The 14,128-nt window shown below is 65.6% G+C and carries 12 protein-coding genes; 9 read left to right on the forward strand and 3 right to left on the reverse strand.

The features are described from left to right. Positions 1–56: 56 nt before the first annotated feature. The gene (locus tag IB256_RS19995) at positions 57–1,541 is read left to right on the forward strand and encodes a helicase HerA-like domain-containing protein (RefSeq protein WP_192289917.1); all 1,485 of its coding nucleotides are present in this window, start codon (positions 57–59) and stop codon (positions 1,539–1,541) included. Between the two features lie 120 nt (positions 1,542–1,661). Here the strand turns inward: IB256_RS19995 and IB256_RS20000 are convergent, their stop codons facing one another. The 3 genes from IB256_RS20000 to IB256_RS20010 form a co-directional block, all read right to left on the reverse strand. Beyond that, complete coding sequence (locus IB256_RS20000) at positions 1,662–3,551, reverse strand: methyl-accepting chemotaxis protein (RefSeq protein WP_192403782.1); 1,890 nt, start codon at positions 3,549–3,551, stop codon at positions 1,662–1,664. A gap of 384 nt (positions 3,552–3,935) precedes the next feature. After that, positions 3,936–5,831: a methyl-accepting chemotaxis protein gene (locus IB256_RS20005; RefSeq protein WP_192289913.1), complete on the reverse strand. Its 1,896-nt coding sequence runs from the start codon at positions 5,829–5,831 to the stop codon at positions 3,936–3,938. A 155-nt stretch (positions 5,832–5,986) separates the two neighbouring features. Continuing rightward, on the reverse strand, positions 5,987–6,184 hold the full coding sequence (locus IB256_RS20010) for a Flp family type IVb pilin (protein WP_192403990.1): 198 nt from the start codon (positions 6,182–6,184) through the stop codon (positions 5,987–5,989). Positions 6,185–6,560: 376 nt separating this feature from the next. Between IB256_RS20010 and cpaB the strand changes: the two genes are divergently transcribed. The 8 genes from cpaB (at position 6,561) to IB256_RS20050 (ending at position 14,124) form a co-directional block, all read left to right on the forward strand. Beyond that, positions 6,561–7,481, forward strand: coding sequence for a Flp pilus assembly protein CpaB (gene cpaB, locus IB256_RS20015; protein WP_192403784.1), 921 nt, complete (start codon positions 6,561–6,563; stop codon positions 7,479–7,481). Between the two features lie 15 nt (positions 7,482–7,496). Further along, complete coding sequence (locus IB256_RS20020; protein ID WP_192289909.1) at positions 7,497–8,729, forward strand: type II and III secretion system protein family protein; 1,233 nt, start codon at positions 7,497–7,499, stop codon at positions 8,727–8,729. 65 nt (positions 8,730–8,794) lie between these two features. Further along, positions 8,795–9,979, forward strand: coding sequence for a type 4b pilus Flp biogenesis protein TadZ (tadZ, locus tag IB256_RS20025; RefSeq protein WP_045209663.1), 1,185 nt, complete (start codon positions 8,795–8,797; stop codon positions 9,977–9,979). After that, a complete protein-coding gene (gene tadA / locus IB256_RS20030) occupies positions 9,976–11,223 on the forward strand; it encodes a type 4b pilus Flp biogenesis ATPase TadA (protein WP_081517525.1) in 1,248 nt (415 codons plus the stop codon). The genes tadZ and tadA overlap by 4 nt, the downstream gene beginning before the upstream one ends. Further along, a complete protein-coding gene (locus IB256_RS20035) occupies positions 11,220–12,107 on the forward strand; it encodes a type II secretion system F family protein (protein ID WP_192289907.1) in 888 nt (295 codons plus the stop codon). The genes tadA and IB256_RS20035 overlap by 4 nt, the downstream gene beginning before the upstream one ends. A gap of 10 nt (positions 12,108–12,117) precedes the next feature. Further along, positions 12,118–13,026 carry a type II secretion system F family protein gene (locus tag IB256_RS20040; protein WP_192289905.1) on the forward strand — a complete coding sequence of 303 codons (909 nt, stop codon included), beginning with the start codon at positions 12,118–12,120 and terminating at the stop codon, positions 13,024–13,026. Further along, a complete protein-coding gene (locus IB256_RS20045; protein WP_192289903.1) occupies positions 13,023–13,823 on the forward strand; it encodes a tetratricopeptide repeat protein in 801 nt (266 codons plus the stop codon). Before IB256_RS20040 ends, IB256_RS20045 begins: the two co-directional genes overlap by 4 nt. 19 nt (positions 13,824–13,842) lie before the next feature. Next, positions 13,843–14,124, forward strand: a complete 282-nt coding sequence (locus IB256_RS20050) for a DUF3613 domain-containing protein (protein ID WP_192289901.1) — start codon at positions 13,843–13,845, stop codon at positions 14,122–14,124. Positions 14,125–14,128 lie beyond the last annotated feature (4 nt).

A 14,128-nucleotide genomic window follows, 5' to 3' on the forward strand; every position in this document is an offset into this window, starting at 1 on the left:
AGCAGCCAACGCGACAGGCCCTCTGGCGCGACAGGTCCACTGAAGGGGAACAACGGATGTCAGCCACCAACGAACTCATCATTGGCGCCGGGCCCGACGGGCAGCCGGTCGGCCAGCCCTGGAAACTCGCCAACCGCCACGGCCTGATCGCCGGTGCGACCGGCACCGGCAAGACGGTGACGCTGCAGCACCTGGCCGAATCGTTCAGCGACGCCGGCATCGCGGTGTTTGCCGCTGACATCAAGGGTGACCTGTGCGGCATCGCCGCCGCGGGCAACCCACAGGGCAAGGTGGCTGAACGCATCGCCAGCATGCCCTGGCTGAACCACAAGCCCCAGGCCTACCCGGTGAGCATCTGGGACGTGGCCGGGAAGACCGGTCACCCGCTGCGCACCACGCTGTCGGAGATGGGCCCGCTGCTGCTGGCCAACCTGCTAGAGCTGACCGAGAGCCAGCAGGCGGCGCTGTTCGCCGCGTTCAAGGTGGCCGACCGCGAAGGCCTGCTGCTGCTCGACCTGAAAGACCTCAAGGCGCTGCTTAATCACTTCAAGGAAAACCCGGACATCCTCGGCGAAGACCGTGCGTTGTTCACCGGCGCCTCGTCCCAGGCACTGCTGCGGCGTCTGGCGCTGCTGGAGCAGCAGGGCGCCGAGGACTTCTTCGGCGAGCCGGCGCTGCAGCTGGAAGACCTGCTGCGCCCCGAGGCCGATGGCCGTGGCCGCATCCACCTGCTGGACGCCAGCAAGCTGGTGCATGACGCCCCCAAGGTCTACGCCACCTTCCTGCTCTGGCTGCTGGCCGAACTGTTCGAGCAATTGCCCGAGCGCGGCGATGCGGACAAGCCCATCCTCGCGCTGTTCTTCGATGAGGCGCACCTGCTGTTCAACGGCACGCCCAAGGCCCTGCAGGATCGTCTGGAGCAGGTGGTGCGGCTGATCCGCTCCAAGGGCGTGGGCGTCTACTTCGTTACCCAGTCGCCCGGGGACTTGCCGGACGACGTGCTGGCGCAACTGGGCCTGCGTATTCAGCATGGTCTGCGCGCATTCACCGCCAAGGAGCAGAAATCCCTGCGCGCGGTGGCCGACGGCTTCCGGCCCAACCCGGCTTTCGAGACCTTGAAGGTGCTCACCGAGCTGGGCATCGGCGAGGCGCTGGTCGGTACGCTGGAGGAGAAGGGCACGCCCGCGATGGTCCAGCGCGTGGCCGTGGCGCCTCCGCAATCGCGCATCGGCCCGCTCACCGACGCCGAGCGCGCCGACGTCATCCGCCGTTCGCCGCTGGCCGGTCACTACGACCAGCCGATCGACCGCGAGTCCGCCTACGAGAAACTGACCGGCCGCGCCGACAACAAGATGGCACCGACCGAGCAGAAGGAAGAGAAGGGCAGCGGTACCGATTTCGGTGACATGGCCGGCGAGATTCTTGGATCGCTGGCCAGCCAGGTCAGCAAGACGGTGGTGCGTCAGGCGGCGAACCAGATCGGCCGGCAACTGGTGCGCGGATTGATGGGCGCGCTATTGGGCGGTAGTAAGCGCAGATAACGTTAGGAGCGGGCCGCTTTCAAAAGGTGCGACGTCGGCGCGATCGCGCGCATGGCTCGCTCCTGCAGGTGTACCCAATGAAAAAGGCGCCCGCAGGCGCCTTTTTCGTTTCCGCCAGAATCAGATGCGGAAGCTGTCCACCAGCTGGCGCAGGCGGCCAGCCTGGTTCTCCAGGTCGGCGCAGGCGCGCAGGGTGGCCTGGAGGTTTTCCACGCCCTCCTGGTTCAGGGTGTTGATCTCGGTGATGTCCATGTTCAGCGAGTCGACCACCGCGGTCTGCTCCTCGGTCGCAGTGGCCACCGACTGGTTCATCGAGTCGATCTCGCCGATGCGGTGGGTGACGCCGGCCAGGCGCTCGCCGGCGCGGTTGGCGATTTCCACGCTCTCCAGGCTGTAGCGCTGGCTCTCGGTCATGGTGTCCACGGCTTCGCGGGCGCCGACCTGCAATTCCTCGATCATTTTCTGGATTTCCTGCGCGGACTCCTGGGCGCGGTGGGCGAGGTTGCGCACCTCGTCCGCGACCACGGCGAAGCCACGGCCGGCCTCTCCGGCGCGGGCGGCTTCGATGGCGGCGTTCAGGGCCAGCAGGTTGGTCTGCTCGGAGATGCCCTTGATCACCTCCAGAATCTGCCCGATGTTCACCGTGCGGCTGTTCAGTGCTTCGATGTTGGCGCAGGCCGAGCTGATCTTGTCGGACAGCAGGTTCATCGCGCTGATGGTCTGCTCGACCACCTGACGACCATCACCGGCCTGGTGCGAGGCGTCGGTGGCGTGGTGCGAGGCATCGGCGGCGTTACGGGCGATTTCCTGGGCGGCGGCGCCCAGCTGGTTGATCGCTGCCGCGACGCTGTTGGTGCGGTTGGATTGCTCGTCGGAGTTGCTCATGGACGAGTTGGATGCATTCACCACCAGTTGCGAGACGTCGTGCAGCTGGCGGGCCGTGGAAGCCACTTCGCGGATCGATTCGTGGATACGTTCGACGAAGCGGTTGAAGGCATTGCCCAGCACACCGAACTCGTCGTTGCTGGCGACCTTCAGGCGCTTGGTCAGGTCGCCTTCGCCCTGGGCGATGTCTTCCATCGCGCGGCCCATGGTGGTCAGCGGCTGCATCAGCACGCGGATCAGCATGCCCAGCAGGAGCAGGATGGCGACGATGGCAATCGCGGCGGCGACGATGGCCGAGGCGCGGAACTTGCTCAGCATTGCGTAGGCGGCGTCCTTGTCGATGGACAGGCCGATGTACCAGTTCACCGACGGCAGGCCCTTCACCTGGGTGAAGCTGAGGATGCGCTGGTGGCCGTTGAGTTCGGCCTCGCTGAAGCCGCTGCCGATCTTCGGCGTGTTCTGCGGGTAGACGTCCGCCAGCGTCTTCATGATCTGGTTCTTGTCCGGATGCACGAGGATCTTGCCGTCGCCGCTGACCAGGAAGGCATAGCCCATGCCGCTGAAGTCCAGCGAGTTGATGATCTCCACCAGGGTCTGCAGGCCGAGGTCGCCGCCGACCACGCCGAGGGTCTTGCCGCCGGCGCGCGCTGGGGTGGCGACAGTCATGATCAGTTGCTGGGTGGCCGCGTCGATGTAGGGCTCGGTCAGCGTGGTGCCGCCGGCCGCGACGGCATCCTTGTACCAGGGGCGGGTGCGCGGGTCGTAACCGTCAGGCATGGCGCTGTTGGGGCGCATGGTGAAGGTGCCGTCTTCCTGGCCCAGGTAGGTGAAGTTGAAGGTCTTGCGCAGGGTGTCCTGCTCCAGCAGGCCGGTCAGGTGCTCGGGCGAGCTGTCGCGGGCGAGGGTCTGGGCGGTGCTTTCGATCAGCAGCAGGCGGCCGCTCAGCCAGTTCTGGATGTTGCTGGCGCTGACGTCGCCCATCTCCCGCAGATAATCCTCGAGGTCCTCGCGGATCGCATTGCGCTGCAGGTAGTCGTTGTAGAGGGTGAAGAGGGCGAATGCCGAGAAAACAACGAGAGAAGCGGCCAGGAGGATCTTATGGCTGAATTTCAGGCTCTTGATCATGCTGCGTCGAGTCCGGAGGTGGTGGGATGCCTGAACGGCGTTGGTCCGGGCGACAGATCCGGTGTCGCCGCAGAACGTCCGTCCCGTGGTGTGAAACGGACGGCGCCGGCGCGGCGGATAGCCGTGCGGGCGTGGCCGGAACTCCCTTGTGCCGGCGGTGACGACAGGCCCGGTTTGTGGGTGGGTATCAAAGGCCTTCACCCTTGATTTCGGCGTGCCCGAGGGAAGCTTGAAAGTGTCGGACGAACGGTAGGGGTGGCTCTGTGGCGGGTGTTTCAGCGGTGATACAGGGTCGTGATTTCCTGGGCGGGCGCGCCATTGCGGAATCGGTCGGCAATAGAACAAGAAAGGCGCCCGAAGGCGCCTTTTCCACTACGGCGGTGATCAGATGCGGAAGCTGTCCACCAGGTGGCGCAGGCGGCCAGCCTGGTTCTCCAGGTCGGCGCAGGCGCGCAGGGTGGCTTGCAGGTTTTCCACGCCTTCCTGGTTCAGGGTGTTGATCTCGGTGATGTCCATGTTCAGCGAGTCGACCACGGCGGTCTGTTCCTCGGTGGCGGTGGCGACCGACTGGTTCATCGAGTCGATCTCGCCGATGCGATGAGTCACGCTGGCCAGGCGCTCGCCGGCGCGGTTGGCGATTTCCACGCTCTCCAGGCTGTAGCGCTGGCTCTCGGTCATGGTGTCCACGGCTTCGCGGGCGCCGACCTGCAATTCCTCGATCATTTTCTGGATTTCCTGCGCGGACTCCTGGGCGCGGTGGGCGAGGTTGCGCACCTCGTCCGCCACCACAGCGAAGCCACGGCCGGCTTCCCCGGCGCGGGCGGCCTCGATGGCCGCGTTCAGGGCCAGCAGGTTGGTCTGCTCGGAGATGCCCTTGATCACCTCCAGAATCTGCCCGATGTTCACCGTGCGGCTGTTCAGCGACTCGATGTTGGCGCAGGCGGAACTGATCTTGTCGGACAGCAGGTTCATTGCGCTGATGGTCTGTTCCACCACCTGGCGACCATCACCGGCCTGGTGCGAGGCGTCGGTGGCATGGTGCGAGGCGTCGGCGGCGTTGCGGGCGATTTCCTGAGCGGCAGCGCCCAGTTCGTTGATCGCCGCGGCCACGCTATTGGTGCGGTTGGCCTGCTCGTCGGAGTTGCTCATGGACGAGTTGGAGGCATTCACCACCAGTTGCGAGACGTCGTGCAACTGGCGCGCGGTGGAGGCGACTTCGCGGATGGACTCGTGGATACGTTCGACGAAGCGGTTGAAGGCGTTGGCCAGCACGCCGAACTCGTCGTTGCTGGCGACCTTCAGGCGCTTGGTCAGGTCGCCTTCACCCTGGGCGATGTCCTGCATGGCGCGGCCCATGTCGGTCAGCGGCGCCATCAGCACGCGGATCAGCATGCCGAGCAGGAGCAGGATGGCGACGATGGCGATCACCGTGGCGATGATCGCGGTGTTGCGGAAGTCGCTGAGCATCGCATAGGCGGAGTCCTTGTTGAGGACCAGCGCGACGTACCAGGTCACGCCCGGCAGGCCCTTCACCGGTGTCATGGAAACCAGTTGGTCCTCGCCGTTGATGCTGACTTCCTGCACGCCCGGCTGCACCTTGGGTGCGCCCTGCTGGTAGACCTCGCCGAGGCTCTTGAAGATCAGGCTGCTGTCCGGGTGCAGGAGGATCTTGCCGGCATCGCTGACCAGGAAGGCATAGCCGTCGCCGTCGAACTTCAGCGAGTTGATGATCGCGGTGATGGTTTCCAGCTTCATGTCGCCAGCGGCCACGCCGACCAGCTGGCCGTTGCGCATGACCGGCATGGACATGGCGAGGATCTGCTCGTTGGTGCCGGCGTCGAGGAAGGGCTCGGTGACGATCAGCCGGCCGGCGGCCACGGCGTCCTTGTACCAGCCACGGGTGCGTGGGTCGTAGCCGTCGGGCATCGGCGCGTAGGGGCGCATGGTGAACACGCCACTGGCGGCTTCACCGAGGTAGACCGATTCGAAGTTCTTCTGGAACACCTGTTGTTCCAGTACGTGCTGAATGCGTTCGGGCGTCGGCTCGCCGTCGGCCAGTTGCGCAGCTTCTGCTTCCACCAGTTGGATGCGCCCTTCCAGCCAGCTCTGGATATTGCTGGCGGTCAGGCTGCCGACCTCGGAGAGGTAGGATTCGGTGTCAGAGTGGATTGCCTCGCGCTGGCGCAGATCGTTGAAGAAGATGAAACAGGCGAAGGCGAAGGTGACCACGAGAGAGGCCGCCAGGAGAATCTTCCTGGAGAAAGACAGCGAACGAAGCATCGGTAAAGCATCCTGCTGTAAAACGGGTTTGAGCAGGCTGTATCGGCAGCGGCGTGGGGAGCTTTAGGAGAAAAGCGGCAGGCAGGCAAACAAGTTCCCGCGCAAGGCGCGGGAACCATGAATAGGGTCGTCAGGAAGTTGTATCGGGAGGGTCGTTATTTAACGGCTTTTGCAACTTCGTCCTGAATGCTGGTCATGATAGTACCCAGGTCTCCACCGATAATACCGGCTCCCGCGATAACCACCACCGAGATCAGTCCCGCAATAACCGCATATTCGATCGCTGTCGCCCCTTCCTTGTCGGCCGCGAACGCCTTGGCCATGCAGAACAGTTTCAGGGACAGTTTTTTTATTTTCAGGTCCATCGCGGGTGCTCCCTCGAATACCACCGGGGCGGCGCCCCGACTTCATCGTCAGGCTAGGCGTCGTATGGCTGAATGCAATTGTTCAAATAGCGCTAATACAAAAGTTATAACCCTCTCGGCATATAAATAATTGCAGGTCGTAAATTTAAGCGGCGTGGTTGACGCTCTAAACACAGCTACTAGATTCAGCCATGGCACAACTGAAAACTGATTATGAGAAATGGTTCTTATCGAACTTCCTCGCCTGGCCGAAACAACAATAAAGGTCTGAAGGACAAACCCCGGTGCTGCCGGTAACGGACTTCTTACGACAAGGCCGCGGACCCTCCGGTCCGCTTTTCCGAGATTGCCCAAGGATGTGGTCATGAATAGCAAGGTGCTGATGGTATTCGCCGGGCTGTTGCTGGTGTGCGCCGGTGTGGTGGGGTATCTCGGACTCAAGGTCGGCAAGCCGGCCGCGCCGGTTGCCGGCGTGGTGCAGGAGGTAGCACCGGCAGCAATGGCCGAAGCCGACAAGCTGCAGCGCACCGCTGTGGTGGTGGCCGCCCGTGACCTGCCGCCCCTGGCGGTGATCGGTAAGGACGATGTCAGCGTGGAAATGCTGCGCACCGCTCCCGCCGGCAGCTTTCCCAAGCCCGAAGCCGTGATCGGCCAGCGCGTCTGGGTCGCCGTTCCGGCGGGCAATATCCTCACCTCTGCCGTCACCGAACCGGGCGGCCCTCTGGCCCGTACCATCCGGCCGGATGAGCGCGCCATGGCGATTGCCGTGGACGAGGTCATCGGTGGCGGCGGCTTCGTGCTCCCCGGCGATTACGTCGACGTCATGCTCTTCGTCCAGGACCAGCAGAGCACTGAGCGCAGCCTCAGCGCCCAGGTGGTGCTGCCGGGTGTGCGGGTGCTGACTTACGGCGAGCAGATTGCCGTTTCCACCGATGGCCAGGCACGCAATGCCGGCGACCCCAAGGACAAGACACCCAAACCGCCACGCACTGCCGTGCTCGCTGTGCCCGCCGAAGCCGCCTCGCGCCTGATGCTCGCCAGCCAGGCCGGCTCCCTGCGCCTGGCGGTGCGCAGCAAGGATGAGAACCTCTACGAGAAGGAACAGCAGGGCCGCTATATCCAGGCCTCGCTCGGCTCCGCCGGCAGCCAGCCGATCACCCTCGAACAACTCATCGGCAAGCCGCGCCAGGCGCCGGCCCCCGCCGTGCGCCAGGTTTCCGCGCCGCAGGTCGACGCCGGCGTGGTGGTCTACCGAGGCACCACCGTTACCCGTGAAGCACATTGAGCAAGGAGTGCATCGATGTCCAAGCGCTTCATTCTTCCCCTGGTTGCTCTGCTGGCTTGCGCCGTCCACTCCGCGGCGCAGGCCGTGCCGAGCGCGTGCGCAGGCTTCGCCGATCAGCAACTGAATCTCGACGTCGAGCAGGGCGCCCAGCGTGACCAGCAACTGCCGGTGCCGATCAAGCGCCTGGCCATCGGCGATCCGAACATCGCCGACGTACAAGTGCTCGACAAGCGCGACTTCCTCGTCACCGGCAAGGCCGAAGGCCTGACCAGCCTGCTGATCTGGACCGCCTGCAGCGACCAGCCGATGCGCACCGTGGTGCGCGTCGGTGCGCGGGCGGTGAGCGACGTGGCGGGTGCAACCGGCGTCGGCGCCGGCAGCCTGCCCAACCAGGTGCAGACCGATATCCGCTTCGTCGAAGTCAGTCGCAGCAAGCTCAAGCAGGCAAGTACGTCACTGGTGCGGCGCGGTTCCAATACCTTCGTACTGGGCTCGCCGGGTAGCCTGGGCAACATGCAGGTCGGCACCGATGGCACGCTGGATGGCTCCTTCGGCAACTCCAACGGCGGCTTCAACATCATCTGGGGTGGTGGCAGCAGCAAGTGGCTGGGCTTCATCAACGCCCTGGAAGGCAGCGGTTTCGCCTACACCCTCGCGCGGCCCAGCCTGGTGGCTACCAGCGGGCAGACGGCCTCGTTCCTCGCCGGTGGCGAGTTCCCGATTCCGGTGCCCAATGGCGACAAGGACACCATCACCATCGAGTACAAGGAGTTCGGCGTGCGCCTGACCCTGACGCCGACGGTGATGAACGACAAGCGCATCGCCCTGAAGGTCGCCCCGGAGGTCAGTGAGCTGGACTTTTCCAGTGGCATCCGCACCAACGACATCGCCGTGCCCGCGCTGACTGTGCGGCGCACCGATACCAGCGTGATGCTGGCCGACGGCGAGAGCTTCGTGATCAGCGGACTGATCAGCAGCAGCACCATCAGCAATATCGACAAGTTCCCCTTCCTCGGCAGCATCCCGGTGATCGGCGCGTTGTTCCGATCTTCGAACCTGGACAAGGACGACCGTGAACTGCTGATGATCGTCACCCCGCACCTGGTGCAGCCGCTGGCCGTCAATGCCGCGCTGCCCAAGCTTCCTGGCGAAGGCCTGCGCGACTACGACCCGGGCTTTGGCGAGTTCTACTTCCTCGAGGACGGCCGCTTCGACAAGCGCAAGGCCAGCAGCGGGATGTCGCACTGATGGATACCTACGAAGCGCTGACCCGCCAGAGAGCGGGAGGCAAGGCAAAGCAAGGGAGCACGGGCATGAGTCAGACTTTCGTGGCGCTGGTCCAGCATCCCGGCGAGCAGGAGTGGCTGCAGAGCAGCCTGGCCGGCTGCGGGCAGGTCGTCCTGGCCAACAGCGGTACGCTGGAGGAACTGCTGTCGCTGCTGGACGTCACCGGTGCGACGGTCCTGTTCACCAGCCTGAACAAGGCCAACCTGGTCTCCCAGGGTTCGCTGATCGAGGGGCTGGTCTCGGCGCGACCGCTGCTCTCGGTCGTCGCCGTCGGCGACGGTCTGGACAACCAACTGGTGCTGGCTGCCATGCGCGCAGGAGCCCGGGACTTTGTCACCTACGGCGCCCGTGCCAGCGAACTGAGCGGGCTGGTCCGACGTCTCGGCGGGCGCCTGCCCACCGTACCGGTGAGCGCCACCCAGCAGGGCGAACTGATCAGCCTGATCAGCGCCCGGCCCGACGCCGATGGCGCCTTCGTCGCCCTGCACCTGGCCCTGGCGCTGCAACGCCAGGCGGACCACCGCGTGCTGCTGGTGGATATCGGCCAACCCACCGGCGAGGCGCTGGCGATCCTCGGCATGGAACCGTCATTCACCTTCGCTGATGCGCTGCGCAACCTGCGCCGGCTGGACCAGACCCTGATCGACAGCGCCTTTGCCCGCCACGAATCCGGCCTGCGCGTGCTCAGCCTGTCGGACGAACCCGGCGTGCTGGAGCGCATCACCACCGCCGAGCTGTACCTGCTGCTGGGCAACCTGCGCAGCGCCTTCAGTCATATCCTGATCAACCTCACCGGCGTTGCCGAAGGCGAACTCAGCGGCCAGCTGCTGATGCAGGCCAACCGCGTGCTGTGGCTCGTGGACCAGAGCGTGCCGTCGTGCAAGAAAGGACTGGAGCGCCTGCGCCGCCTGCGCGAACGCACGCCAGCGCTGCCGCGTATCGAGCTGCTGATCGAGCGTTACTGGGCCTCGGTGCCACCAGACGCCCCGGCGCTGGGCAAGATGTTCGGCCTGGAACTGTTCGGCGTGCTGCCGGCCTCGCCCGAAGCCCGCCTGCGTGCCAAGAACGTCGGCCAGAGCCTGTTCGACCTGGCCCCGCGCGACCCGCTGACGGTGAAGCTGCGTGACTTGGCTGAGGCGCTGGGTGCGGGCGTGGCGGAGAAGCGCGGATTGTTCAGCTGGATCGGCCGGGCGAAGGCCGCGCGCTCATGAGCCAGCACTATGGCGGCGGTCACGGCCGCCACGACCAGGACCTGCAGACGCTGAAGATGCGCCTGCACCGCTACATCATCGACGAGATCGACGAAGATGGCATGAACCTGCTGGAGGGCGCGCGGCCGGCGGTGGCGCAGTACGTCTCCGAGAAGGTCTGCGAGTACGCCTCGCGCCGCCAGCTGGCGATCTCCCGCTACGAACTGGACCGCCTCGCCGAGGAGGTGGTGGACGAACTCACCGGTTTTGGCCCGCTGGAAATCCTCCTGCGCGATCCGGGCATCTCGGAAATCCTGGTCAACGGCCCGGACCGGGTGTTCATCGAGCACGAAGGCCGGCTCTACCAGAGCGACCTGCGCTTCATCGACGACCACCATGTGCAGCGGGTAATCCAGCGCATCCTCGCGCCGCTGGGCCGGCGCCTTGACGAGTCCAGCCCGATGGTGGATGCGCGCCTGCCCGACGGCAGCCGGGTCAACGCGATCATCCCGCCGGTGGCGCTGGACGGGCCCTGCCTGTCGATCCGCAAATTCAGCAAGGAGCTGCTCAAGAGCGCCGACCTGCTGGCCTACCAGAGCGTCGACGAAGCCATGCTGGCGTTCCTCCGCCAGGCGGTGGCGAGCCGTTGCAACATCCTCATCAGCGGCGGCACCGGCACCGGCAAGACCACGCTGCTCAACGTCATGAGCAGCTTCATCGACGAGCGCGAGCGCATCGTTACCATCGAGGACACTGCCGAACTGCAGCTGGGCCACGACCACGTGGTGCGCCTGGAGACCCGTCCGCCGAATGCCGAAGGCTTCGGCGAAGTGACTGCCCGTGACCTGATCCGCAACGCCCTGCGCATGCGCCCGGACCGCATCATCCTCGGCGAGATCCGCGGCGTCGAAGTGCTCGACGTGCTGCAGGCGATGAACACCGGCCACGATGGCTCGATGAGCACCGTACACGCCAACTCGGCGATGGATTCGCTGTTGCGCCTGGAGATGCTGGTGGGACTCACCGGCCAGCGCGTGCCGGAGCAGACCCTGCGGCAGATGCTCTGCTCGGCACTGGACATCATCGTGCAGATCACCCGCCTGTCCAACGGCCGCCGCTGCGTCAGCGAAATCCTCGAAGTGCTGGAGGTGCGTGACGGCGTCTACGTCACCAACTCGCTGTTCAGCCTCGACCGGCGTGGTACCGGGCAATTCGTCCGTACTGCCCAGCCAGGCGGCATCAAGTTCCGCCAGGTGCTGCTGTGAGCGGCGCCCTCTGGCTGGTCGTGGCCAGCCTGGCGCTGGCGGCGCTGGGCCTGGGGCTGGCGGGCATGAGCTGGCGCGCGCGGCACCACGAGCTGGTGATGCGCCGCCTGAGCGGAGAGACTGTGGTGGCCGGAGGAGCGCGCGCTCGCAGCAGCCACTGGCTGGCGCGGCGCATGCGGCGTGCCGGCATCTCTGACATGCGCGGCTGGGTCCTGGGTGCCGTCGTGGCTTGTCTTGTGCTGGGGCTGTTCGGACAGCGCCTGGGCGGGCCGGTGGGCGCGCTCTGCGGTGTCGGGGTGGGAGTGCTCGGCTTCCATGCACTGCTCAATCTGCTGTACCGGCGTCGCCTGCAGAAAATGATCCGGCAGATGCCCAACTTTCTCGACCAGGTGGTGCGCAGCCTGCACTCGGGGCGAACCCTGGGGGATGCCATCACCCAGGCGGTGAATGCGGCCGACGACCCGCTGCGGGAAATCTTCTCGCTGGTGAACAACCATGTGCTGCTGGGCATCAGTCTGCCCGAGGCGCTGCAGGAGGTGGCGGAGCTCTATGACGTGGAGGAGCTGCACGTGCTCTCCCTCGGCGTGGCGGTCAACCACCGTTATGGCGGCAACACCACTGACCTGCTGGAGAACATCATCAAGGTCATCCACGAGCGGGAGAAACTCGGCCGCCAGCTGCGCGCGATGACCGGTGAAACCCGCATGAGCGCGCTGGTGCTGGCGCTGCTGCCGATCAGCCTGGGCGCCTACATCCTGTTCAGCAATCCGGGCTACCTGATGAACATGTGGCACGACCACGGTGGCCGCCTGATGCTGCTGACTTCCCTGGGGTTGCAGGTGCTGGGGTGCTACACGCTCTGGCGCATGCTCAAGAGCATCTGAGGAGGCCGGCATGCCCCTGATGTACGGATTGATGGCGGTGATCCTGGCCCTGGCGGCGATCCTCCTGCTGCTCTCGCAGAGCCGCACGGCCGGTCGCGAACAGCGCCTGATCGAGCAGCGCCTGGGCGGCGATGCAACGCCGCACGGCGCTGGCCAGCGCATGGCGCGGGCATTCGACCGGATGAGCGAGAGTGGCCTGGGTCGGCGCCTGCAACTGCGCGATGAGGAAGTCCGGCTGCTGCTCAACCAGGCCGGCTGGTCCGGCAGTACGCCGCGGCGCATCTACCTGATGTCGATATTCCTGGTCCCGCTGCTGTTCGTGGCCATCGTACTGGTGGTCCTGGCCACGCCGGGGCACGCCCATACCTCTCCGCTGCTGCCCTTGTCCTTCGCCGCCGGGATCGGCTTCCTGCTGCCCAAGCGGGTGCTGTCCTACTTCGCCGGCAAGCGTCGGCAGCGCCTGGCGGACGAGGTGATCCTGTTCATCCAGCTGATCCGCATCCTTTTCGACTCCGGTCTCACGGTGGAGCAGAGCCTGCGGGTGGTCAGCCGGGAAGGGCGGAGTATCGTGCCGGTGCTGGTCGAGGAACTCGACGGCGTACTGGCGCATGCCGAAAGCGGCCTGGACCTGGCGGACGAGCTGGAACTACTGAGCAAACGCCTGGCGGTGGGGGAACTGAGCGACTGCTGCAACGTACTGCGCCAGATGCTGCGCCAGGGCGGCAGTGCTCGCGGATCGCTGCTGACGCTCAAGCAATTGTTCGAGGATCGCCGCCTGACCGGCCTGCAGGAAAAGGTCAGCAAGATGTCGGCGAAGATGAGCCTGGTGATGATGACGCTGCTGTTCCCGGCGCTGCTCATCATCCTCGCCGGGCCCGGCTTCCTCGCGATCACCAAGGCCCTGGGGAGAATGGGATGAGAAACGCGTGCTTGATCGGCCTGCTGGGCCTGACCCTCGGCGGCTGCGCCAATCTCGACAGCCTGGGTGGCGGGCCGAGCGTCGGGCAGAGCTGCGACGAGAAGCTCGGCCAGGCGGTGGAACTGCAGCTCAATCTCGCCCGCGAGATGCTCGACAACGGCCGTGCCCACGCCGCCCTGGCCAACCTCGAAACCCTGCCGCCGAACTCGCTGGAAGTGCGCGAAAGCAAGGCGCTGGCCCTGCGCCGCATCGGTGATCCCAAGGCGCGCATCGTCTACGAAGGGCTGTTGGGTACCTGCAAGTCCGCCGAGGCCCACCATGGTCTGGGGCAGATCGCCATGCGTGGTGGCAATACCGTGGAAGCCGAGCGCGAGCTGCGTGAAGCGGCGCGCCTGCAGCCCACCGACAGCGCGCTGCGCAACGACCTGGGCTACGTCCTGCTGCGGCGCGGCGAGCTGGAGAAGGCGCGCTTCGAGTTCATCACCGCGATGGAGCTGAACGAACATGACAAGCTGCCGGCCACCAACCTGCTCAGCGTCATGTTTATCCAGGGCGAGAACAGCGAGGCCAGCCGGTTGATCCAGAGTGTCGGGCTGTCCGCCGACCAGGTCCGCGCGGCTCAGGATCAGGCGAAGGACCTGCGCCCGGTAAGCCCCGCCAGCCCGGCCAGCCAACCGGCGGTGCAGGCCGAAAGTGTGAGTTACGTGGACGATGCGGTGGAAGACGCGCACCCGGCCCAGGTCGAGTCGACCCCGGCGGTGGCGCGCGACGCCAAGCTGCTGGTCAAGGCCCGCTGAGGTGGGCAGGGAGGGAAGGATGAAGACATGGATTATGGCCGGCGCACTGCTGGCGACGCCGATGCTGGCCCAGGCGGTGGAGACCACCCACACCGAAGCCGGTACCACCGCTCGTGACCAGCAGGAAGTGCTGACCTGGCTGGACCTGCAGAGCAGCGGAAAGGCCGCTTCGGCCCACCGGCAGAGCGCCACGCCGGCCGAGCGCGACCGCGCCTACCAGCGCTACCTGAAGAGCTATACCCACGAGATTCCCGAGTACCTGCTCGACGACAACAACGGCTTCAGCACCGACAAGAACTGATCCC

Origin of the sequence: Pseudomonas sp. PDM17 (genome assembly GCF_014851985.1) — a bacterium.
GTDB lineage: Bacteria > Pseudomonadota > Gammaproteobacteria > Pseudomonadales > Pseudomonadaceae > Pseudomonas.

Coding starts and splice junctions, on each gene's coding strand:
- IB256_RS19995 (WP_192289917.1), top strand. CDS start 57: ATGTCAGCCACCAACGAACTCATCATTGGCGCCGGGCCCGACGGGCAG.
- IB256_RS20000 (WP_192403782.1), bottom strand. CDS start 3,551: ATGATCAAGAGCCTGAAATTCAGCCATAAGATCCTCCTGGCCGCTTCT.
- IB256_RS20005 (WP_192289913.1), bottom strand. CDS start 5,831: ATGCTTCGTTCGCTGTCTTTCTCCAGGAAGATTCTCCTGGCGGCCTCT.
- cpaB (WP_192403784.1), top strand. CDS start 6,561: ATGAATAGCAAGGTGCTGATGGTATTCGCCGGGCTGTTGCTGGTGTGC.
- IB256_RS20020 (WP_192289909.1), top strand. CDS start 7,497: ATGTCCAAGCGCTTCATTCTTCCCCTGGTTGCTCTGCTGGCTTGCGCC.
- tadZ (WP_045209663.1), top strand. CDS start 8,795: ATGAGTCAGACTTTCGTGGCGCTGGTCCAGCATCCCGGCGAGCAGGAG.
- tadA (WP_081517525.1), top strand. CDS start 9,976: ATGAGCCAGCACTATGGCGGCGGTCACGGCCGCCACGACCAGGACCTG.
- IB256_RS20040 (WP_192289905.1), top strand. CDS start 12,118: ATGCCCCTGATGTACGGATTGATGGCGGTGATCCTGGCCCTGGCGGCG.
- IB256_RS20045 (WP_192289903.1), top strand. CDS start 13,023: ATGAGAAACGCGTGCTTGATCGGCCTGCTGGGCCTGACCCTCGGCGGC.
- IB256_RS20050 (WP_192289901.1), top strand. CDS start 13,843: ATGAAGACATGGATTATGGCCGGCGCACTGCTGGCGACGCCGATGCTG.